We start from the raw sequence: 23,370 nt of genomic DNA on the forward strand, positions 1-23,370 counted from the left end.
TAAGTAAGTAAGTAAGTAAGTAAGTAAGTAAGTAAGTAAGTAAGTAAGTAAGTAAGTAAGTAAGTAAGTAAGTAAGTGTCGAAAGTAAATTAGTCCCTAAGTATAAAAGTTTATGTTTTTCATTTAGAATTCATTATCTACATGAAAATAAAGTTTAGGTTTATTTGATGATAAAAAACTTTTTGCAACCCCTAATTGCAAAAGGTTTTTATCATTTATAGTTTATTGTTAAACTCTTTTAATAGCTTTTAAATTAGTAATGTATTAATGAATTTAGAACTTATCAATACTCAATGTGTTTTAAGCATAATTTCCTTTTTATATAACGAATTTCTCGATGTTTAAATGTTTTCAAAGTAATTTTATACCGTTGAGAATAAGTAAATATATTAATCTCCAGATATACATATAAGTTTATATTTTTCATTATTTGAAAACATCCTTCAAATAACTGAAGGTTTTTAGATTTATTTGGTTGATTAATGAAGTCTTTTGCAAGTATATATTGCAAAAGGTTTTTTTATGTATAATGTTCTCATTCTGATAATCAATTTTCTTTTTTCTGTCCTTTTTCTATTAATCTTTTATTATTGACAGTTTGTAGTGTTTCATATTTGTTGATTTTACAACTTAACGATACTCAATGTATTTTAAACTTTATTAACTTCTGTATGTGTCGAAAATCAGAATATTAAACATCATTTCCATAGTATCTTTACAGTGTTGAAAGTAAGTAAGTAAGTAAGTAAGTAAGTAAGTAGTAGATATATTGTTCCCTAAATATATTAAAAGTTTAAAGTTTTTTTTCATTATTTGAATTCCCCTTTTTAAAAGGAAGGTTTAGATTTATTTGGTTGATTAAAAAGCCTTTTGCAAATCCCACATTGCAAAAGGCTTTTTTTTAATTAATATTCACAAACTTTAAAAACAAACTAATTAATTCATAAACAGTTCGTCGATTATAAATGTTGTTTGAACTATAGTTATATAGTAGGTGTCGATTTTAAAAATATATGACGATTAATGCGATTACTTTTGAAGTGTAAATAAGTTTTTAGAATAGTTTTTTAATAGATAGAAGTACCCCAAATCTTAAAAGTTTCATTTTTCATTATTTGAAAAACCCGCTTCGTTTTAGAAGCATTTAGATTTATTTGGTTGATAAACCCTTTTGCAGCTTTGTAAAAGGGTTTTTATTTTAATGCACTTTTACCAAAATACCATTTCAAAGAAATACCAAGATTTGTAAAAGTAAAACCTCCAACTGTTGCTGACGCAATGTTAGTGTGTTGACCAAAAACGTGAGCAAAAAATCGATCTGAAAATTTATATCCTAATCTTGTTTGTATTCTATAAGTTAATTGCTTGGGGTTGTCTTCTATAAATTGAAAACCAGTAGCTCCACTAATCCAATAATACCAGTTTTTAGGAAGAATATTATTCGCGTCTTTCAATAATTCCAAGAAGATCTCTACATTATTAAACTTTTCTGGACTAAAATATATTGAAGGAACTTGTTGACTAAAAGTAATGAATTGATAATTCAATCCACCTTTTAAAACTGGATCAGCAATAAAATTATAGTATAATGAAGTAAAGAATAAGTTTCTTTGATTACCATCGCTTAATTGAGTTAAAAAGTATTGATTAAACCAACCTAAATTGAAGTTTGTATTAATGTTATAGTTTGCATAGTAATTATCGTTTACAATCCTTCTATTTAATAAATCAGCATTAAAACTTTCTAATTGTTTACTGTAACCAATTTCAAGATTTTGCAGATTAAAAGGCTTAATGTGAAAAGCTAAATTGGCAGAGAATTGATTATAACCAATGTTCTCAGAATCTACTTTATTAATTCCGATGCTAGAAACTAATTTCAATCTAGGTAAAATAACATAGTTTAAACCTCCATTAAAATTAATAGCACTAGTAGAAACTCCAGTGTTTTTATTTTCTGTATCTCTAAAATCTAAACTAGAGGTTAGTGTTAAACGTGTATTTAAAGGATATTCAATAGAGGTGTTTGAAGCATACGAAACATTATCACCACTGTCAAAACTATAATTAAAACGCTGTTTTATATGAGGGGTAAATTGTAATAATAGTTTTTTCTCTAAAGACATAGCATCTTTTTGATTAGGGAATACTTCTAGAGTTTTTTTAACCGCAGCATATGCTTTTTTAGGTTGAGTGTTTGCAAAAAAGGCATTAGCAATTCCTAGATTACCATCAAAAGATTTTGTGTCAGTATCTAAAATCTTCTGATAATATTTTATACTTTCTGAAGCATTACCACGGTATGTTTGTAAAGTAGCGCTTAACGCATGAATCCAGTTTCGTTCACCATAATCATTATATAGTTTTTGTATTTCTGTTTTAGCTAAACCGTTTTTCTTATTCCAAATTAAAGCTTGTACATAGCGTTCTTTTGTTCTTTCTATGTAAGGAGCTTTTTCTTCAGATGGGAGTTTCTTGATAGCGCTTTTAGATAGTTTTAATGCTGTTTTATCATCTTTTTCCAAATGTGCGATTAAAGACAATCCGTTTAAAGAAATGATAGAATCTTTTTTAGTGCTTAAATTTTTAGAATAATTAATTTTTGCTTTTTCATAGTCTTTTTGAGATAAGTAAATATTTGTTTGTAATTGAAGTGATTGCTTATCATCTTTAAAGTCCTTAAAGTTGTCTTCTAAAATAGATAAAGCTTTATCGTGTTCTTCTTGTTTAAACAATTGATCTGCTAAACCTAATCGAATAAATTTTCTAGATACCATTGCATTTGGATTGTTTGGCGAAACTTCCAAGGCTTTATTTACATATTCTAAAGCCGGTACATAATCTTTTAAATTAGACAATGTATTTGCATATCCTAATAATGCATTAAAACTTTTAGGTTGCTCTTTTAAAAGAGTAGTGTAATAGGCTTTAGCTTTTGGGTATTCTTTTCCCCAAAGTAAAGATTCTGCATAATTCAATTTTACTTCAAAATCATTTGGATACTTTTCTAAAAGTTTAAAAAATAAAGAAGTTGCTTCTTGTGTACTTCCTGTTAAACCCAAGGCTCTTCCGTAACAAAGTTTAGCTGTTTTATTATCAGGAGTTTCTTTTAATACAGTTTCGAAGAATAATTTGGCATTTTTAAAATCACCAGTTTCAAGCATTTTAAAACCTTTATCCATATCCACTTGTGAGAATAAAGATGAAATGTTTAAACAAATGATAAGAATGGTGAGGGACAGTTTTTCTTTCATCTACAAAATTTTAGTGTAACAAAGTAATCTTAAATATACTTCATTTCTTTCTAAGAAAAACACCCATTTTTAAAAAAAATGAATCTAATAAATTAAAAATATGTAAATTAGAGAAGATAAAACTTATGAGATCGAAATTATTACCCCCGAAATCAATTCGACCAGAACAAGTATTTATGCTTAGTGCATTATTTGTTAACGCTGGTAATTATTTATACAATTTAATTGTAGGAAGAATATTAGGTCCTACAAACTTTGCAGATGCAGCAATATTAATTACTTTTTTGTTGGTCTTGTCTTTTATTGCAATGACTTTTCAATTGGTTACCGCTAAATATACTGTGATTTTCGATGATGAAGTAGAAGATAGTTTTATAAAATATATAACCAAAAGGACTTTAATAGCAGGAATTATTCTAGGAATAGTAATTGTAGTTTTTTCAAAAAACCTTCAAGAAATATTCAATACAAGTACGTCATTAATGTTTACTATTTTCGGAATAGGTGTTCCTATTTATTTCGTTATGAGTGTAAATAGAGGCTTTTTTCAAGGGAAGAAAAAATTTATTGAGTTATCGATAACCTACCAAGGAGAAATGTTAAGCAGGTTAATAATAACAATTTTATTATTGTACTTGTTATCTAATATGCAGTCATCTATAGTAATTTCTATAGGTATTCTTATTTCACTTTTCTTCAGTTTATTTCCTTATGCATTAAAAAAAGCTTTTAAACCCGTTTTAACATTAAATGAATCTCAAAAAAAGTTAGTAATAAAATTTTTCATTTTAACAGCTTTTTATGAGTGTACTCAAATAATCATAAATAACAGTGATATACTATTAGTTAAGCACTATTTCGATAATTATAATGCAGGTTTATATGCTTCACTCGCTTTAATAGGAAGAGTAGTGTATTTTGTAGCTTGGATGTTTGTAATGTTATTACTTCCTGCTGTTGTAAATAAAGAGAAAGAAGGATTACCACATGGTGCGATACTCTTAAAATACGTTGGGTACATTACTATGCTTTCTTTTACAATTGTTTTAGGAAGTTATTTATTCCCAGAACTTGTAGTGAATATTTTATTTGGAGAAGCATATATCGCAATTGCTCCTCTATTATGGAAGTATGCATTAGCAACTTCTATTTTTGCAATCTCTAATGTTTTTGCATATTATTTTTTATCAATAGATCAATATATACCAGTAATCATTACTGGAATTTTAGGTATAACTCAGGTACTTTTAATTATTTACTTTCACAGTAGTTTAGAGGAAGTTGTAATTGTACAAATACTAGCAATGTCTGTATTGCTAGTTGTACAACTTTTCTTTTTCTTTTTAAAAACTTTCAAAAAACAAAAGACTGAACTACAATAAAATGTATTTCATCTAAAGTTTAATGTTTATAAACGAAAGCGATTGTTTTTTAATAGATTAAGGTAGATATTTAATAGTACTCTAAATAAAACTCAAACACATGAAATTAGCTATAGTTACCGCATTTCCTCCAAGTAAAGTAACATTAAATGAGTACGGATATCATTTAGTGAAACAGTTCAGACTAAATCATAGAGTAGAAGAGTTAATTTTATTAACCGATGAAAGTGTAAAAGAAGAACATTTATTTTTTGAAGAAGAAGGTTGTAAAGTAAGTATTAAAAATTGTTGGAAGTTTAATAGTTATAAAAACTTAATTACAGTTAATAAAGCTTTAAATGAAACCAAGCCAGATGCTGTTTTGTATAATCTTCAATTTTTAAAGTTTGGAGATAAAAAAATACCTGCAGCTTTAGGTTTAATGATGCCTTATTTAAGTAAGCTTAAGAAAATTCCAACGATAGTTTTATTACATAATATCTTAGAACAAGTAGATCTGAACAGCGCAGGAATTACTAAAAATAAGTTGTTACAAAAAGCGTATGGGTTAATTGGATCAATTTTGACACGTTTTTTATTGAAGGCAGATTATGTTGCACTTACCATACAAAAATTCGTAGATACATTAAAAGATAAGTATAAGACAGATAAGGCAATATTAATTCCTCACGGAACTTTTGAAATGCCACCAGAACCAGATTATGCTTTGCCTGAAGGACCAAAAAAAGTAATGGCTTTTGGAAAATTTGGAACTTATAAGAGAGTAGAGGTGATGATTGAAGCTGTTGAAAGAGTTAGAGAGTTAACTAATGAGAGTTTAGAAATTGTAGTTGCAGGAACAGATAGCCCAAATACACCGGGGTATATAGAAGAGATGAAACAAAAATATGCTCACGTTCCAGGTTTACATTTTACCGGGTATGTTGCCGAAGAAGATGTTCCAGTGATTTTTGGAGAAAGTACAGTAGTAGTTTTTCCATATACATCAACTACTGGAAGTTCTGGAGTTTTGCATCAAGCAGGGAGTTATGGTAAAGCTGTAATTATGCCTAATTTAGGAGACTTAACAGATTTAATTCAAGATGAAGGTTATAGAGGTGAATTCTTTGAACCAGATAATGTTGAGTCATTAGCAACAGCTATAAAAAATGTAGTAACAAACGATGTGTATCGTTTAGAGTTAGCTCAGGCTAATTACAAAGCAGCAGCATCTTTGCCTATGTCTGAAGTAGCGGAGATGTATTTGAATTATTTCGATAAAATTTTAAATAAAAATGATGTAGTTAAAACTCCAGAATTTATTTCGGAGTAATAAATTCAAACGAAGGTTTTTTGTTTCCATCTTTATCGATAAAACCAAAATGCTTTTGTTTGTTTCTTTTCCATGGCATTTTTCCTGCTACAGAAGATGGTATTTTTGTAAAATCATAAAGCGTCCACGACATGTGTGATACATTGTACTTAGTAAAGTAACCTTGCATTTTTTTATGGTATTTTGCTTGAGATTTTTTAGAATCACCCATAAATAAATTCCAAATACTTTTATAGGAAGGAACACCAAACTCTTCGACCAGTATTGGTTTTTTAGTAGTTTCTTTTAAAGATGAAAAATCATTTTCAAAATTATCGTTAAAATGGTGAAATGAGACTAAGTCAACAGTATTTGTTAAGTTTTTAGCCGCTTTAAAATTCGACCAGCCAATCGTTATTAAATGATTTGGGTCGTGTTTTTTTATCTCTTTAGTCATATACTCTAACCATTTTAAAACATTCTGTTCTCCTCTGTTTTTAAAATCTAAATCGGGCTCATTTTTAATATCCCAAGCAATTATAGTTGTATTATCTTTAAAATAAGTAACAATATTTTCTGCATGTCTGTGAGTTAAAGTCCAATCTTGCACAGCATAATCACCATAAAAATCGAATAAAGTAACAATAACTTTTAAGTTATGTTTTTCAGCAAGATTTATAGTTTCTTCAAGTTTTTTTAATTTTTCAGGTTTAACATTTGCTTTTCCAAAATCTTCATATTGAACAAAAATTCTTATGGTATTTAATTTTAAATCACTAATAAATTTAAAATCTTTATCTATAATTTCTGTATTGAATTTTTTACCAAACATATCCCAAGGAGTTTCTTGCGGATAGTAATTTATTCCTTGTATTTTAAATGGAATGTTATTTAAGAAAATAGAGTCATTTTTTGTTGTAGCAAATTGACTTCCTTTTATTTCTTGTAGTTTCTTTTCGTTTTCGTCTTTAACTAAATGACGAATTCTCCAGAATCCATCTTCTAAAAGCATCATAACATGATATGTAGAAGATAATTCTGTGTCAAACACAAATTTTCCATCTTTAAAAACACGTTGATATTCAACAACATTTTCATCAGTGAAAGTTACTAATTGGCCATCTGCACTGTAGAAGTTTAGTTTAGGTTGATGTTGTAAAGTGGTAGTTTCTACATTTAATTTTAGACTCTCATTATATTTTATCGTGTTTATTAAGTTCTTTTGAACACTATCTGTATAATAATCTTTTATTCCATAAGGATTATTTTCACGATAGGCTATATTCTTTATATGCCAAGCGTTTAGGTAATCTTTTTGAATCTCTTTTAATGTTTGTTCTTCCATTGGTCTTCCAGGGTTTTCTAAAGAACTCCATTTTATTTTTGGTAGATAAACCTGAACACTTTGAATCGGGAGGTGTAATATAGATGCACGATCTGCACCTGTATTTAAAAAACTAAAAACGACACTAATTCCATAAACACAAATGGAACTTAAAAAAATGAATAAAAAAACAAGTAATACTTTATATCTTTTTTTTGTAGTCATATTATTCTTTTAATTCTTTGATGAAACTTTTCTTAACACCTCCAGTTTTTACTTCTAACTTATATGTATCGTTTATGTAAAAGTCAGGATGTAAATAGAATTTAGCGTATCCTTTACGCGTTGGTATTTCTTTAGTATCTATTAATGAATCGTTTTTACTAATTCTTAATTGAGTTATAAATCCATCTGGAATTAGTTGATCCATAAAACTTTTTATAGGACCAATTTTAATTTTTCTATTAGTTTCAGAAAAATTGATAGAAAAATCTTTAAAGAGTTGTTTAAAGCTAATATTTAAAGTATCACTTTCAGCAATTCCATCTATATAAGCATGAGTTTTCCAAGATTCTTCCTGATCTGGATGCAACATTTTTCCTGTAGCTATACCTGCAATTGTATTGCCATATGTAGTAAGTAATTTTCCTTTAGAATTTCTAGTTATAAATATTACATGAGTTCCATCACTTACAATGTTTCCATAGGCATCTTTTATGATAGAAGTTTTAAAACTAGCAATTTGGTTTCCATCAGCATAATCATGAAATCTTGAAGCAGAAATTTTAAAATCTACAGCATTATTAGGATACACCTCTGTGGTAATTTCTTTAGAAGGTACTCCTTTACATTCTGAATTTACTAGAAAACGACCTGATTTATCATATGAAAATATAGTTTTCCAAGCAACGAGTCTTTTTATTTTTTCAGTAGAAGAAACAATTCGAGATTGAAATTGATGATTAATAATAACATCAGTTTCTTCAGGTAATGGATTATCGAATTCATCAGCAGGACAAACTGTTAACATAAAATAATCGACACCGCCAGCTACAATACTAGGAGGTCCAGCATAAGATTCCATTATTATTTTTTTATCGGATGGTCTTACTGTAATTTTTCCTGATAATAGAGCTTTGTTATTATGAATAACTTTCCACTGAATAAGTCCTTTTTTATTAGTAATGTGTTCAGGTATTATAAAATGAAGTTCATTGTTCTCTTCAATTGGTTCTAAAACAGCAGTAGAGTAAGAATTAGTACAAAATAGCTTTATATTTTTTTTAGATGAGGAAAAAACTAAATCTATAGAACTACCAGCTTTACTTTCACTAATTGTTCTAATACCCGTAATTTTGTTTTCTTCTATATTGCTGATTTTAAAAGAAGAAAATCCAAATACGAATATGATCTGAATAATGATATGTATTTTTTTATAGCTCATTAATTTGGGTTTCCTACATAATTATCAGTTTCTATTTTAATAAAATTGAAACCTTTTCCTTCTACTTTTATTAGGTTGTTTTTTAAGTGATAAGTATAACGTTCTGGTACCATTTTTTCAGATATATCTTCATTTGGTAAACCATTAACAAAACAAAAATCTAACTTATCATAAATAACTATAAGACTATCTAAAACTGGAGGTTTAAAACTAAAATTTTGCCTTCTTTGTTGACGAACGCTTTCTTGTAAAAAATTATGGTCAATCCATAATAGTTCTCTGTCCTTATTGTAATATGATAATAATAATTGAGTTATAGTTGCTTCTTCTGTACCTGTATTAAATAGATTTCCTGAAATTTCCTCTGCACTAGTTTCTATATTATTTAAACTTACTTTTTTGTAAAGATCTGTTTTGGCAACATTACCTTCACAATGTAAGTTAAAGAGTACAGGTTGTTCTTCAAATTCTGTTGGTGTAAATTGATCGGGATCAAAAATTTTCGGAATAGAATCTTTAGTTTTAGCCCAAGCAATACCTTCAAAATCAATTCTAAAATTAGAAGCTTCTTTAGGCATTAATTTATGTTTAATATGATGTTTAGCATTAAACTGGGCTAATAATTTGTTATCACCATTGTATAATGTCGCTTTTATTACAACATCTGCCGGTACATTATCTACATTTTGAATTGTACCAATTAAAGCATAGCTTTTTCCTTTCTTAACAAGTTTAGCTTGTAATACTTCTAAAACAGGTTGTTTTAAAACATCTTCGTGTAAAGTTTGCTGAGTAGTAACTCTTCTTCGTCCATGATTAAAATATGAAGTTTTATTCGTAATCATTAATTGATCTGGAGGAAGATCAGTATTGGGTTTTGGTATTTTTAAGAACCATTTTCCATTACGTTTTATGATTTCAAAAGTATGTTTTTTATCAATTTTTTCTAGAGGAGTAACCCATTTTGTTTTGACATAAGCCTTGGCCTGATTTTTAGTTTTATCCTTTATAGTTACATCAATAGCATTTAGTTTAGCATACGAGCTTAATAAACCATCGTTTACAGCAATTTCTAGCATATACTGATCTAAACCTATCTTGCTTTCTGGGTCAACAAATGAATGTGCTTGTTCGAATCGTTTAAAATCCAAAGCATCAAAATAAGCTTTCACTACACTTTGAGGAGAGATTTGTGTTTTGTTTTCTATATAAAAATGATACATACCAAAGCAAATCACACCAATAACAAATATTCCCCAAACGATTGAAAATTTTAAAATGAATTTAGAAAATCCATTATATTTTATATTGAAGTTTAAATAATCAGATCTTTCTTGTTTTCCAATTTTTAAAACTCTAACAAAAATAGATTGAACATTAACTAGTAAAAAAGTAAGGATAACAGTTGAAAATGGTATAATTCCCCACATTATTTTTTGAAATTTAGGAACATCTTCTTTGGGTAAAATAGTAGATAAAGGCGGAACTCCTAAACGTTCCCAAACCATTATTCCATTTTCTAATTGTCGTAATCTTTGCCATCCACAGAAATAGAGTATAGGATCATAAAATTTATCATTAGAAAATATATATTTCAAATTATATTTTTCAGGAACAGTTAAGAATTGTTGTAAAGAACCTAAACCTTCTATACCTCTAAATTTAGAGTTTTCTAATCGTTCTACAGCTCTTGTTGTAAGTTCGGGTAATCTTCTTGCAGAATGATAATTTCCATCTACACTCATCGCCTTAGTTTGTGCTCCTAACCAAGCAATTTGATCACCAAAACCTAAAGTTAAATATCTCCAATGATCATGTTGATCTTGATTTAAAAAGTTAAGTATGGGTAACATTTTAATCTTTTGAGGTTGTAAAGGTCTAAAAGAGCCTAAACTTACTGTGAAGATAGACATGAATATAAAACCTGCAGCTAGCAATCCTCCTGTTAATCTATGATTTACCGCACTAAAACTTTTTTGATAAAGTTCTTTTAAGTCACCTTCAACAAATCTGTATGCAAATTCTCCAAAAATAGGAATAGACATGATAGAAGCCCATAAAGTAAATCGGTCTAAAGTGAGAATATTAAAAGCATTATCTCCAAGTAACATTTTGGGTATTGGAGTTGTACCGCCGGTACCTAAAATAGTAAGCATAGTAATAGATAAACCAAAAAAGATATAACGTTTATGATAGTATCTATAAAATATATATGGAAATAAGAATAGTAAAATTCCCCAAGGAATTAAGAAAAATACTAAACCAGATGAAGTTACTTCTATAAAATTATCACGAGATCCGTGAGGTATTGGTACTTGTGTTATTGGGTTTTTCTTTGTGTTTATCCAATACGGTAGAATGCAAAAAATTATCAAGAATAAAGAAGTAAATCCAAAAAGCAGCATTCTTTTAAACAATTTAAAAAATACTTGAATAAACAGTTTTACAGTAACTTTTTTTAAACTTCCAGCTTCTTCAGCAGCATAATCCATAATTACGGTTCCTATTAGTGGAAAAATAAAAAAAACCATTCCGAAAATAGGAGTAACATGATGAGAAGTAACGGTAACAGATATTAAAGCAATTGCTTTAAAAAAATATTTATACTGGCCTTTTTTCAGCCATAAATATATTTCGGGTAAAGAATGCATTAAAACAGAGATACCAACAATACTAGGTAACTGTCCGAAAACATGCAAAGTTTCAGCAAATGTCGAAGAGAAAACAGCTAAAATGGCGGCGTATCCTGCTGTTTTTCTGTTTCCTGTAATTAATAAAGAAAAACGATATGCACCAGTTATAAATAATGTTATGGCTATAATTCCTACAGTATAAAGCCCAAATTTTAAACCTCCAATATAAGAGAAGAATCCAATGGATTGATGTACAAGAGGTGGATATCCCATTACAGTAAATCCTGTATACCAACTATAGTTCCAAGGTTCAAACCAACTATTAGCATAGTGATTAGCGAAAAATAAATGGATTAATGCATCATAAGTATATTCTATTGTGAAGAAAATACAAGTCGTATGATAAACTATTCCAATTAGAATGGCGGAGATTAAATATTTATTGGTCTTTTTACTCAATAATAGTTTTTTGTTTAAATATACAATAAAGGAATATAGTTTGAAATAACATTCGTCGATTTAAAATAGCTATTGATCTAAAAAGGGGTTTACCCTCAGGTATTTAAATCTATTATTGTTATATTGTTTGTATTATACCCAATAGTAATTGTTAATCATAAAAATCAAAAACGAGGATGAAAATTGTAACCATTGATGATCAAAAACTAGTTTTACTTTCTGTGGAAAAGAAGCTTTCAGATTTAGGCTATGAAGTGCATACTGCTAAGACTGGTCAAGGGGGAGTGGCGTTAATTGATAAAATAAATCCAGATTTAGTAATTGTCGATATAAACTTAAGACATATGTCTGGTTTAGATATCACAAAATATGTAAAAGAGTCACCGGATCTTAATGCCAAAGTCATGATTTTATCTGGAGAAACCCAGGAGGAAACTATTATTAAGGGTTTTAATTTAGGAGCAGACGATTTTATGAAAAAACCTGTTTCTCTAAATGAAATAGTTGCAAGAGTAAAAAAATTAATAGGAGCCCCTAAGGAAAAAAAAGAAGATTCAGTTACTTCAAATGCTAACGGATTAATTAGAGAAAAATGTATTGGTGTTGTAATTCCTTGTTACAATGAAGAAGATAGATTGCTAAGTGATGAATTTACAGAATTTGTTTATGCAAATTTAGGGTATCACCTTTGTTTTGTAAATGATGGAAGTACAGATAAAACACTTGAAGTTTTAAATAAATTAAGTAAAGGTAGAGAAGATTATATTAGTGTATACGATTGTGAGAAGAATGGAGGAAAAGCAGAAGCTGTACGTTTAGGAATGTTGCACTTAGCAAAAAATGTTGAATTAGATTATATTGGTTTTTTAGATGCTGATCTTTCAACAGATTTTAAAGATTTCGATGATCTTGTAAAAACTATTGAAACTACAGATTACAAAATAGTAAGCGGTTCTAGAATTACAAGAATGGGAGCCAATATTAATAAGCAATCAGCTCGTCAGCTAATAAGCTTAACAATTAACTTCATTATTCAGAAAATTTTAGGAATGAAATTTAAAGACACACAATGTGGAGCTAAAATTATAGACAAAGACGTAATTCCACTTTTATTTGAAAAAAAGTTTATAACGAGATGGCTTTTTGATGTTGAAATGTTTTTGAGATTAAAAAAGAAATATGGTGAAGAAACAAAGCAATTAATTTGCGAACAACCTTTAAAAAGATGGGTACACGCAGATGGATCAAAATTATCAATGAGAGACTCGTTAAAGATTGCTTTTCAACTAACTAAAATAGCAACGCATTATAGATAAATTGTGATTTTTGTGTTATGTATGGTAAAAAAAGTGTATATTGTACACGGAAAGAATTTTTATACACACCGGGGATAGAGAGTGTTATTTACTAACTCATCAACACTATCGCGTATGAAAATAGTTACTTTTGATCATAATAAATTGATCTTATTGTCGCTTAAAAAAAAGTTGTCTGAAATTGGTTACAGTACCAAAATTGCAAGAACTAGTAAACAAGCTATAGAGCTAATCGAAGAAACCCAACCAGATTTGGTAACTCTAGATATTAGTAGTTCAGATTATTCAGGTATAGACGTTTTAAAATATCTTAAAGAGTCTTCTTCTAAAGCTAAAGTTGTAATAATTTCTGAAGATACAGAAGAAACAGATATTATGGATCTGTTTGATTATGGAATCGATGATTTTATCAAAAAACCAGCCACTCTAAGTGAAATAGTACTTCGAATAAATAGGATTATTGGTTTATGTCCTATTCCCGAAGATTTACTGTTAAAAGGAGAAACTCAATTAGTCCGAGAAAAATGTATTGGAGTAGTTATTCCATGTTACAATGAAGAAAGTCGACTTTCAGAGGTAGAGTTTCGACGATTTGTAAGAACTAACATTGGTTATCATTTATGTTTTGTTAATGATGGAAGCTCAGATGGTACTTTAGAAGAATTACAAGCTTTAAGTAAAGGAAGGGAAGATTATATCAGTGTTTTAAATTGTGAGAAGAATGGAGGTAAAGCAGAAGCGGTTCGTTTAGGTATGCTCCATTTAGCTAAAAATACTGATTTGAAATTTGACTACATTGGTTTCTTAGATGCTGATTTATCTACAGACTTACATGATTTTGATGATTTATTTAGAACAATTACAGCTTCTAATTACAAAGTTGTTAGTGGTTCTAGAATTGAAAGAATGGGAGCAAACATAACAAAGCAATCGGCAAGAAAAGTTATTAGCTTGACAATCAATTTTGTTATTCAAAGAATTTTAGGAATGAATTTTAAGGACACACAATGTGGTGCTAAAATTTTGGAAAAAGATTTGATTCCATTATTATTCGGAAAGAAGTTTATTACAAGATGGCTTTTTGATGTCGAAATGTTTTTAAGACTCAAAAAGAAATACGGAGAAGAAACAAAGCATTTAATATGTGAGCAACCTTTAAAAAGATGGGTTCACATGGATGGATCAAAGCTTTCAATGAGAGATTCGTTGAATATAGCTTTCCAATTAACAAGAATAGCAACACACTACAGATAATAAAAAAAGCTCCAAATTTGGAGCTTTTTTTATGTTGAAAAATTAATTTATTTTTTTCTAAACCAATATGCTGTTCTACCTAATAAAGAAAAACCAATATAACCTCTAATTTTAAGTTTATCTGTTTCTTCCAATTTAATAAAGCACTTGTATTTTTTTCCATTTTTAGGATCTAAGATTTTTCCTCCAGACCACTCATCACCGTCTTTTTCTAATCCAGTTAAGATGTTCATTCCTAAAATTGGTTGATTCTTATTCTTACCACTACATTTATCACAAACAGCAGTTTGTCTTTCAGGATCTGTGATTTCAACAATTTTAGCAAAAGCTTTACCGTCTTTTTCGTATACTTCTATTACACTATCAACTTTACCAGTTTCTTCATCTCTATTCTCCCATTTACCAAAAATGCTTTGAGCACTAATAGAAGTTGAAATTGCAACTAATAAAAATGTAAATATTACTTTTCTCATATGTGTTTGTATTTAATTTGTTCTAAAGCAAAAATTATGATTTTACATCATGTTTAAAATAACAAATGTTATTTAATCGTATTTAGCATCGAAATTATCGTGCCATTTTTCTTGTACACGCATTATTTGTTCTATAACATCTCTAGCGCAACCTTCACCACCTTTTTTATCAGAAATATAAACAGATATTGCTTGTAGTTCCCTAACAGCATCACTAGGACAACAAGGAATACCAACTTTTTCCATTACAGGTAAGTCTGGTATGTCATCTCCCATGTATAAAACATTTTCTGGTTGTAAATTATATTTTTCAACCAATTCATTATACTGATCAATTTTCTTGTGAGCACCTAAATAAATATCAGTAATTCCTAAACCTTCTAAACGAGTACGTACTCCTTCATTTTTTCCACCTGAAATAATACAAACTCTATATCCTGCTTTAACCGCAGCTTTTAGAGCATAACCGTCTTTAATATTCATTTGACGAACTAGTTCTCCGTTCGGAAAAACAGTAACTATACCGTTAGTTAGTACACCATCAACATCAAAAATAAAGGTGTTTACATCGTTAAAAAGTTCTTTATAGCTTTTATCCATTTTGGATTGATTTTGTTATTAATTGATAAATTTCTTTCTGATTAGAATCCAATAATTCTAAATGTCGTTCTATAGTTTTTTTATCTTTTCTTTTAGCAGGTCCAGTTTGTGCTAAATCTGGTTTAACTTCTTCTATTTTTAAAGCTGTTTCTTTAATTAAAGGTAACAATACTTCAAAAGGAACATTGTACGATTCACAAATATCATTCCCAATTTTATACATGTGATTGGTGAAATTATTTACAAATACAGCTGCAACATGTAATTTACTTCTCTGATCAGAAGTAATAGCATATACTTTTTCAGAAATAGAAAAAGCAAGTTTCTCTAATAATTTAAAATCAGTTTCATTTTCTGCCTCTATACATAAAGGGATAGAAGAGAAGTCTACTTTTTTATTTTTTGAAAAACTTTGTAAAGGATAAAAAATGCCTTTTTTACCATTATTGGCAAGAGTGTTCATAGGAACACTACCTGAAGTGTGTACAATTAGTTTATGATGAGGTAGTTGAGAAGAAACTTCTGCTATAGCATCGTCTGATACCGCAATAATATAAACATCTGCATCAGTTAGCAACGTAATATTATCAGTGATAGAAACTCGATCTTGAAATTCAATGATCGAATTTATATTTCTGGCGTATAATTGTTTCAAATCAACATCATTACAACTTAAAAAAGCTTGTGAAAGATGATGAGAAACGTTTCCTCCCCCTATAATAACTACAGAAATCATAGTAGCGAAGATATTGAAATTATTTGAAGCTATGGAAAGCATTTAGTAATTTAGGAGCTAAATTTTTCAACATGGATTCAAATAAAAAACTAGGGATAAATTCAATTTGCACACACGTAGGTGAAGTTAAAGATGAACAATTTAAAGGAGCTGTTTCACCAATTTATTTATCATCGTCATATCAATTTTATGATGTAGATATAAAAAGATATCCGAGATATTTCAATACACCAAATCAAGAAGCTTTATGTAGAAAGATAGCAGCATTAGAAAAAACGGAAAATGCTTTAATATTTGGTTCTGGAATGGCTGCAATTAGTACAGCTATGTTTGCTTTTTTACACAAAGGAGATCATGTTGTTTTACAGCAGACTTTGTATGGAGGAACTTATAATTTGGTTGTTGAAGAATTTGATAAATTCGGTATAGAATATTCTTTTACAAATAGTTTAAAAATTGAAGATTTTGAGAAGGAAATTAAATCAAATACAAAAGTGATTTTTATTGAAACTCCTTCGAATCCGTTATTAAAAGTTGTAGATATAAAAGCGGTTGTTGAATTAGCAAAGAAAAATGAAATCGTAACGATGATTGATAATACGTTTGCTTCTCCAATAAATCAAACTCCTGTAGATTTTGGAATTGATATTATGATTCATTCAGCAACAAAATATATGGGTGGGCATTCAGATATCTTAGCCGGAGCAATTGCAGCTTCTAACGAACATGTTGATAGAATTTGGAATATCGCTAAGAACTTTGGAGGAAGTTTAAGTGATTTCACAGTTTGGATGTTAGAAAGAAGCATGAAAACAATGAGTTTACGTGTAAATCATCAGAATACTAATGCGATGAAAATGGCAGAGTATTTAGAGCAAAATCCGAATATAGAAAAAGTATATTATCCAGGATTAACATCTCACGAAGATCACGAATTAGCTAAAAGTCAAATGAAAGGATTTGGAGGAATGTTGTCTTTCGAGTTGCAATCGAATTTAGATGCTATGCAGTTTCAACGTAATTTAGAGTTAATAAAACCATCGATGAGTTTAGCTGGAGTAGAAAGTACTTTGTTAAGTCCGACACAAACTTCACATGCATTATTAACTCCAGAAGAAAGAGCAAATCAGGGAATTAAAGATGGATTAATTCGTTTTTCTGTTGGAATAGAAGAGGTAGAAGATTTAATTGCAGATATAGAACAAGCTATAGATAAATTATAAGATGATTAATAAAGTTTTATTTTTTTTATACCTAATATTTGCTAGTCACAGAATAGAAGCACAAATAAGAGATAATAAAGTTTTAAATAATTTAGGTGCAAATATTCAATTTACTTATAAAGATACTATTTTAGAAAAGGGTTCTATCAATAAGATTAAAGAAGTAGCTAAACTTTTAAATAAAAGCAATAAACTATTTTTCTTAGATAGTCATACTTGTGTAGAGGGAAGTGAAAAAGATAATTTTGAATTAACTCAAAAAAGGGCTTTAATTGTAGCAAGGAAACTCTTAGAATTAGGAGTTGATTCGTTTAAAATTATACCAAGAGGTAGAGGTGAAATGTACCCAGTATATTTGGTGGTTTCTAGTCGACTAAATTTTAAAAACCGAATTATACAATTTACGACTCGAAGAAAATAGACAGAATAATGAAAAAAGTAGTAATAAGTTTATATTTAATTCTTTTTAGCCTAGTTAGTTTTGCTCAAAAGAAAAAAAGGGATAAGTATTTAGATAGCTTAGCGAAACAGATACAATTTCAATACAAAGAATTGATTTTTAGAGAAGGTTCGTTGGAAGCTATGAAAGAGATTGTAAAGTATATTAATAGAAATAATAATTATTATCTAATAACAAGTCATACTTCCTCTGAAGGAAAAGCTGAAGTAAATCAAAAGTTGACAGATAAAAGAGCACTGATGATTAAAAAACTACTTCATAGACTAAATATTGATTCTACAAGAATTTCAGTTTTGGGATTCGGAGAGAATTATCCTTGTTGTTCAACACCTACAAGGGCAGGGAGGTATTTGAATAGAAGGGTAGATATCGATTTAGTTACCAAGAAAGAATTGTAAAAAACAAAGAATAAAAGTAAATGAAACTAGATATATTAGCTTTTGGAGCGCATCCAGATGATGTAGAATTAGGTTGTTCGGCAACTATAGCAAAAGAAATTTCTTTAGGAAAAAAAGTAGGAATAGTAGATTTAACAAGAGGAGAACTAGGAACAAGAGGTTCTGCTGAATTACGTGATAAAGAAGCAGCTAAAGCTGCAGAGATTTTAGAGGTTTCTGTTCGAGAAAATTTAGCGTTTGCAGATGGTTTCTTTAAAAATGATAAAGAACATCAGTTAGAAATTATCAAAATGATTCGAAAGTATCAGCCAGAAATTGTTTTATGTAATGCTATAGATGATCGTCATATTGATCATCCAAAAGGAAGTCAATTGGTTTCTGATGCATGTTTTTTAAGTGGATTATTAAAAATAGAAACAACATTAGATGGAAAACAGCAAGAAAAATGGAGACCAAAACAAGTTTATCATTATATCCAATGGAAAAATATTGAACCAGATTTTGTTGTAGATGTAACTGGATTTATGGATAAAAAAGTAGCTTCTGTATTAGCTTATAGCTCTCAATTTTTTGATCCAACTAGTAAAGAGCCTGAAACTCCGATTACTAGTAAGAACTTTACTGAGAGTGTTGAGTATCGTGCAAAAGACTTGGGAAGATTAATAGGAGTAGACTATGCAGAGGGGTTTACAACTGAAAGATATGTAGCAGTAGAAAATTTAAGTAAATTAATTTAAAAATATTTTGCCATACTTTAAAAAAGTTATATATTTGCACCCGCTAGTTAAATGGTGATTGTAGCTCAGTTGGTTAGAGCGCCGGATTGTGGTTCCGGAGGTCGCCGGTTCGAACCCGGTCTTTCACCCATAATTTAAGAGTTCAGTATTTACTGAACTCTTTTTTTTTTCTATAAGTTTTTCGTTTTTTCTGTGTCAGTAAACATTTCAAGAAAATTTCATATACTTCTTTTTTAGAGTTATAAAGTCCAAAAAAGATAGAGGTTTGATTTGTGAATAAATAGGTCAATAAATTGATTTGTAATTCAAATGTCTAAAACTAGTTTAAAAAAATATAGAAAAAGTGTTAAATTACTTTCAATTTATAGTAGTAAAAAAAATCTTCTAAGGGTAAACCCTGAGGTGAAATTCAGGGTATTTCTATTCTTCAAAAATAAATTATTGTCTTTAATATTGTACTTGTAAGTAAGTTCATTAAGAAACATTAATTATTGTAGTTTTTATAATTAATTGATGGTATTTCTGAATAACTTATTATACGTTTTAAAGATGTTAGAAGTGAATATAAAGTTAGTGCTGATATCTTTATTTTAAAATATGTAACCTCAAGTCAAGTTCAGTACATGAAGAATCTTGGTAAAACAAGAGTGCTGCACTTATATAAAAAAAGAGACTTATTAAAGTCTCTTTTTTGTTTTTAGTGTTTTTATTTTTAACTAGATGGTCCATTATCTACTCTAGATTCTAATACCGATTCGATGCTGTTGGGAATATTTTCAAGTAAATCTAAACCAGTTAAATTTTCAATAGTGTTTACAGAAGTTCTAAAATTTGTCCAGTTGGTACTAATTCCTTGGTCATTAGGAACGTTAATTGCAATTACTCTTGTAGATGTTGTAACTCGACTAATGTCATTATTTCCATTAGGTAGTATTAAAGCAACTTTCCAAAAAGAATCAGGTACTGTTATATTGCCATTATCAATAGTTGAAGCGAATCCATTTCTTCCTGTTCCGCCTGATCCAGCCACACCGGCTATAATGTAAACTTCATTACCTTGTAGTGTTAATGATCTTAAATAGTTTTCGAAACTCGCCCAACTCCTTTGGTTGTTATCTGGAGCTTGTGGGGCGATATTAGTCATGAAATATGTGTTGGAGTTAGAAGTAGATGAAGAGTTACGATCTGCAGACGGACACATGTGGCCTCTATCGAATCCTGAATTTGTATAATCACTAGAAGTGGCTTTAAAGAAATTGTTAGGTAGATTTTGATCACTTCTAAAACAATTGCATCTACTTGTATTTCCTAACCATGCGCTACTTAAGTGCCAGCTGACCCAATTTGCAGTTCCTCTGTTGTTATTGTATGATAAAATATAATCTGATTTTGCTAGATAATAGTTAGTGCTACTGCTTGTGTTAGCATTAGAAGGATTGCCAAAAGTTATATTACTATCTCTGGTTGCAGAGTTTGAGTTTCCGCCTCCACCAGAAGAACTAGAAGTCACAATTTCGATGTTATCGATATTGATTCGACTAGAACCTCCAGATGTTTTGTAAATGCCGTAACGTACGCTTCTATTTTCATTAACATTAAATGTAGCAGTGTTTAAAGATGTAGAAGAGGTGTTTACAGTGTTTCCAACATAAGACCAAGAAGAACCATTGTCGTAAGAGGCGATTAGTCTCCACTGTGAGCTGTTATCGCTTCCGTATCTTGCGTGTCTGATTCGAATAGTTTGTGCGCCATTATTCATATTAAAAGACATGATAGCGTATCCATTATTTCTTATTCTGACAGATTTTGAACCAAATTTTCTGTCGTTAGATAAATTTCCAATTAAAGCGTCATTTAATAACCAATTGCCAGAGTTAGGTAAAGTGATAGTTGCGCTTGCGTATGAAGTTTTTGTTCCTGATTCAAAGGTTTCTGTAAAACCTAAAGTACGGTTTGAAGTGAAGTTATGATTATGTTCTCCATGATTGTCATAAAAAAAAGTATCTACATCTATACTTCCGTTAATGTTTAAATCAGTGTTCGCTTCTTGTTCAATGATGTCATTTTTGTTATCAGAACAGTTTAAGAAAGTGAAAAAAACAGCTAAAAGTATAGTTGTTTTATAATAATTAAAATAAGATTTCATTAGTGATTAATAGTTTAAATGGTTTAAGAAGTGAAACTATATAATCGAGTTAAAAACTTATTTTATAAGAAGTTTAATAAATTAATATGTATTTCTTTTAGGTTAACTTTTTGGTAAACTTTTTTAAATGTTTACATGATTAGATTTAAATATTTTTTAATACTGAAGAATAAATAGATTATTCTCTCTTAAATTTTTCAACCCACATATCGTATTTTTCTTTATGTTTAAAACGTTTATGGGTCCATAAGTAATTTTCAGGTTGTTCTCTTATGGATTTTTCTGTGATTTTTAGGTATTTATCAATAATTTGATAGTCTTCAAAATCTTTTGGAGTGTTGGTTATTAATTCAAACGTGGTTTCATAGTAACCTCTTTTGATTTTTTTAGTAGTGTAATTGATTACTGCCATATCAAATTTTTTGGCTAATAATTCAGCGCCAGTATGAACAGGAACTTTTACACCAAAAAACTTTTGCCAGTGGTATGTTTTATGAACTACAGGTGATTGATCGCTTAATAAAATATAGGCTCCAATTTTACCGCTTTTAATATTTTTCACCATGTTAGGAACGATGTCTTTTGTTTTGTATGCGATTAAACCGAACTTTGTTCTAGAGCTTTTAACGAATTTTTCGAAGTAAGGGTTTTTGATTGTTGTGTAGGCTCCATAAATTTGAACATCACTAACTAATGGCATAGATACAGACCATTCCCAGTTATTGAAGTGTGCTCCAGTTAAAATTATATTTTTTCCTTGTTTTCCAACTTCATTTAAAACTTCAGGATTAACAAATTTATATCTTTTTCGAGCTTGCTTTTCTGTTAAAGAAAAAGCTTTAATGCTTTCAACTATAAAATCTCCAAAATGTCTTAAACTTTTTTTACGTAATATTTTTAGTTCTTTATCTGTTTTTTCAGGGAAAGCTAGTTTTAGGTTGTTGTAAACAACGTCTTTTCTGTATCCTACAATATAGTAAACTAAGAAAAAAAGAAAATCAGAAAGCATGTATAGTAAACGCATTGGTAGTCTTGATAAGCACCAAACGATAGGATAGATAATAAGGAATAAAATATATTTCATTCAGTAAAATTTTGTGCAAATATCGTATTTAAAATGTAAAATTAGTGAAACCAAACTTTTCATTAAGTTTGTGAATATATATCTACTTATGAATAAAGTAATTTTAGGACTAATTTTGGTTAATGTATTGACTTCAATTAAAGGATTTGATGATCAAGCTTTCTTTAATAAATTTAAATTTCAGGTTGGTAAAATTCTCGAAGGAGAAAAAATCAGAATGCTAACTTCAGGTTTTTTACATGCAGATTGGATGCATTTAGGGTTTAATATGTATGCTTTGTATTTATTTGGTGGTGGAGTTGCTATGCGGTTTGGAAATACAAAGTTTATTTTAATTTATTTAGTTAGCCTTTTATTTGGAAGTTTGTATGCTTTGTATAGAAATAATAAGAACTATTATTATTCTGCTATAGGAGCGTCTGGTGCGGTCTCTGGAATTATGTTTGCCTCAATTCTTTTGTTTCCTGGAAAGTTATATAGTTTTATATTTTTTCCTTTTTTTAGTTTTCCAGCTTATGCTTTAGGTATTGGGTATATATTGTATTCTATATACGGAATGAAAAAACAATTGGGTAATATTGGTCATTCAGCGCATTTAGGGGGTGCTATTGGTGGTTTTGTGATAACATTGTTATTAAAGCCTAATGTAATTCATAATAATCCTAAGATGTTATTATTGCTAGGAGGGATTATATTGGTTTTTCTTATGTTCGGAAGTAAAATAGATGATAAGATGTAGAAATTATTTGCTAAAATTATCAAAATCAAAGTATGAATAAAATAAAAAAAACCGAAACACTAGTTTCGGTTTTTTTTTGAGCGGGAGACCGGGTTCGAACCGGCGACATTCAGCTTGGAAGGCTGACGCTCTACCAACTGAGCTACTCCCGCATTGGTATTGCGGGTGCAAATATAGAAACCTTTTTCGTTTGTGCAAATAATTATTTGTAGAATATTTGTAAAAAAAATGTGTTTTTATATACGAGGTTAGAAATGAGAAATATAGAAATAAAAAAAACCGAAACTAGTGTTTCGGTTTTTTTGAGCGGGAGACCGGGTTCGAACCGGCGACATTCAGCTTGGAAGGCTGACGCTCTACCAACTGAGCTACTCCCGCATTGGTATTGCGGGTGCAAATATAGAAGCTTTTTAGTTT

18 protein-coding genes and 3 tRNA genes are annotated in these 23,370 nt (G+C 29.3%); 10 read left to right on the forward strand and 11 right to left on the reverse strand.

Annotated features, from left to right (window positions below):
- Window positions 1-1,193: 1,193 nt before the first annotated feature.
- On the reverse strand, window positions 1,194-3,254 hold the full coding sequence (locus tag Q1A46_RS19000) for a tetratricopeptide repeat protein (protein ID WP_299682870.1): 2,061 nt from the start codon (window positions 3,252-3,254) through the stop codon (window positions 1,194-1,196).
- Window positions 3,255-3,379: 125 nt separating this feature from the next.
- On the opposite strand from Q1A46_RS19000, the gene Q1A46_RS19005 reads away from it, so the two are divergent.
- Together Q1A46_RS19005 and Q1A46_RS19010 are read left to right on the forward strand one after the other, a co-directional pair.
- A complete protein-coding gene (locus Q1A46_RS19005) occupies window positions 3,380-4,636 on the forward strand; it encodes an oligosaccharide flippase family protein (protein ID WP_299682872.1) in 1,257 nt (418 codons plus the stop codon).
- Window positions 4,637-4,736: 100 nt separating this feature from the next.
- Entirely contained in the window at window positions 4,737-5,948 is a 1,212-nt protein-coding gene (locus Q1A46_RS19010; protein WP_299682874.1) for a glycosyltransferase, read from the forward strand.
- Here the strand turns inward: Q1A46_RS19010 and Q1A46_RS19015 are convergent.
- Genes Q1A46_RS19015 through Q1A46_RS19025 form a run of 3 tightly spaced genes read right to left on the reverse strand, consistent with a single transcriptional unit; the run spans window position 5,935 to window position 11,787 of the window.
- Window positions 5,935-7,476 (reverse strand): cellulase family glycosylhydrolase, encoded by a 1,542-nt coding sequence (locus tag Q1A46_RS19015; RefSeq protein WP_299682876.1) that lies wholly within the window; start codon window positions 7,474-7,476, stop codon window positions 5,935-5,937. The two genes, Q1A46_RS19010 and Q1A46_RS19015, sit on opposite strands and share 14 nt — an antisense overlap.
- Before the next feature lies 1 nt (window position 7,477).
- The gene (locus Q1A46_RS19020) at window positions 7,478-8,695 is read right to left on the reverse strand and encodes a hypothetical protein (RefSeq protein WP_299682878.1); all 1,218 of its coding nucleotides are present in this window, start codon (window positions 8,693-8,695) and stop codon (window positions 7,478-7,480) included.
- The gene (locus Q1A46_RS19025; protein WP_299682880.1) at window positions 8,695-11,787 is read right to left on the reverse strand and encodes a hypothetical protein; all 3,093 of its coding nucleotides are present in this window, start codon (window positions 11,785-11,787) and stop codon (window positions 8,695-8,697) included. Before Q1A46_RS19025 ends, Q1A46_RS19020 begins: the two co-directional genes overlap by 1 nt.
- Window positions 11,788-11,963: 176 nt before the next feature.
- Between Q1A46_RS19025 and Q1A46_RS19030 the strand changes: the two genes are divergently transcribed.
- Together Q1A46_RS19030 and Q1A46_RS19035 are read left to right on the forward strand one after the other, a co-directional pair.
- Window positions 11,964-13,103: a response regulator gene (locus Q1A46_RS19030; protein WP_299682882.1), complete on the forward strand. Its 1,140-nt coding sequence runs from the start codon at window positions 11,964-11,966 to the stop codon at window positions 13,101-13,103.
- Between the two features lie 114 nt (window positions 13,104-13,217).
- The gene (locus Q1A46_RS19035; protein ID WP_299682884.1) at window positions 13,218-14,357 is read left to right on the forward strand and encodes a response regulator; all 1,140 of its coding nucleotides are present in this window, start codon (window positions 13,218-13,220) and stop codon (window positions 14,355-14,357) included.
- 47 nt (window positions 14,358-14,404) lie between these two features.
- On the opposite strand, the gene Q1A46_RS19040 is transcribed toward Q1A46_RS19035, so the two are convergent.
- The 3 genes from Q1A46_RS19040 to Q1A46_RS19050 all read right to left on the reverse strand — a co-directional run bounded on the left by Q1A46_RS19040 (window position 14,405) and on the right by Q1A46_RS19050 (window position 16,166).
- Window positions 14,405-14,830: a DUF2147 domain-containing protein gene (locus tag Q1A46_RS19040; protein WP_299682886.1), complete on the reverse strand. Its 426-nt coding sequence runs from the start codon at window positions 14,828-14,830 to the stop codon at window positions 14,405-14,407.
- Between the two features lie 72 nt (window positions 14,831-14,902).
- The gene (locus tag Q1A46_RS19045; protein WP_299682888.1) at window positions 14,903-15,430 is read right to left on the reverse strand and encodes an HAD family hydrolase; all 528 of its coding nucleotides are present in this window, start codon (window positions 15,428-15,430) and stop codon (window positions 14,903-14,905) included.
- A complete protein-coding gene (locus Q1A46_RS19050) occupies window positions 15,423-16,166 on the reverse strand; it encodes a Rossmann-like and DUF2520 domain-containing protein (protein ID WP_299682948.1) in 744 nt (247 codons plus the stop codon). The genes Q1A46_RS19045 and Q1A46_RS19050 overlap by 8 nt, the downstream gene beginning before the upstream one ends.
- Before the next feature lie 71 nt (window positions 16,167-16,237).
- Between Q1A46_RS19050 and Q1A46_RS19055 the strand changes: the two genes are divergently transcribed.
- The 5 genes from Q1A46_RS19055 (at window position 16,238) to Q1A46_RS19075 (ending at window position 19,113) form a co-directional block, all read left to right on the forward strand.
- Window positions 16,238-17,389: a PLP-dependent aspartate aminotransferase family protein gene (locus Q1A46_RS19055; RefSeq protein ID WP_299682890.1), complete on the forward strand. Its 1,152-nt coding sequence runs from the start codon at window positions 16,238-16,240 to the stop codon at window positions 17,387-17,389.
- 1 nt (window position 17,390) lies between these two features.
- On the forward strand, window positions 17,391-17,810 hold the full coding sequence (locus Q1A46_RS19060; protein ID WP_299682892.1) for an OmpA family protein: 420 nt from the start codon (window positions 17,391-17,393) through the stop codon (window positions 17,808-17,810).
- 8 nt (window positions 17,811-17,818) lie between these two features.
- A complete protein-coding gene (locus Q1A46_RS19065; RefSeq protein WP_299682894.1) occupies window positions 17,819-18,247 on the forward strand; it encodes an OmpA family protein in 429 nt (142 codons plus the stop codon).
- Between the two features lie 20 nt (window positions 18,248-18,267).
- Window positions 18,268-18,984: a bacillithiol biosynthesis deacetylase BshB1 gene (gene bshB1, locus Q1A46_RS19070; RefSeq protein WP_299682896.1), complete on the forward strand. Its 717-nt coding sequence runs from the start codon at window positions 18,268-18,270 to the stop codon at window positions 18,982-18,984.
- Window positions 18,985-19,037: 53 nt separating this feature from the next.
- Window positions 19,038-19,113, forward strand: a tRNA-His gene (locus Q1A46_RS19075).
- A gap of 583 nt (window positions 19,114-19,696) precedes the next feature.
- Here the strand turns inward: Q1A46_RS19075 and Q1A46_RS19080 are convergent.
- Together Q1A46_RS19080 and Q1A46_RS19085 are read right to left on the reverse strand one after the other, a co-directional pair.
- Window positions 19,697-21,130, reverse strand: a complete 1,434-nt coding sequence (locus Q1A46_RS19080; protein ID WP_299682898.1) for a DNA/RNA non-specific endonuclease — start codon at window positions 21,128-21,130, stop codon at window positions 19,697-19,699.
- 178 nt (window positions 21,131-21,308) lie between these two features.
- Window positions 21,309-22,214, reverse strand: a complete 906-nt coding sequence (locus Q1A46_RS19085) for a lysophospholipid acyltransferase family protein (RefSeq protein ID WP_299682901.1) — start codon at window positions 22,212-22,214, stop codon at window positions 21,309-21,311.
- Between the two features lie 88 nt (window positions 22,215-22,302).
- Here Q1A46_RS19085 and Q1A46_RS19090 point away from each other — a divergent pair, with 88 nt between their 5' ends.
- Window positions 22,303-22,953: a rhomboid family intramembrane serine protease gene (locus Q1A46_RS19090; protein ID WP_299682903.1), complete on the forward strand. Its 651-nt coding sequence runs from the start codon at window positions 22,303-22,305 to the stop codon at window positions 22,951-22,953.
- A 79-nt stretch (window positions 22,954-23,032) separates the two neighbouring features.
- Here Q1A46_RS19090 and Q1A46_RS19095 read toward each other — a convergent pair.
- Window positions 23,033-23,105: transfer RNA gene (locus Q1A46_RS19095), tRNA-Gly, on the reverse strand.
- 153 nt (window positions 23,106-23,258) lie between these two features.
- Window positions 23,259-23,331, reverse strand: a tRNA-Gly gene (locus Q1A46_RS19100).
- Window positions 23,332-23,370 lie beyond the last annotated feature (39 nt).

Origin of the sequence: uncultured Tenacibaculum sp. (genome assembly GCF_947502995.1) — a bacterium.
Classification (GTDB): domain Bacteria; phylum Bacteroidota; class Bacteroidia; order Flavobacteriales; family Flavobacteriaceae; genus Polaribacter.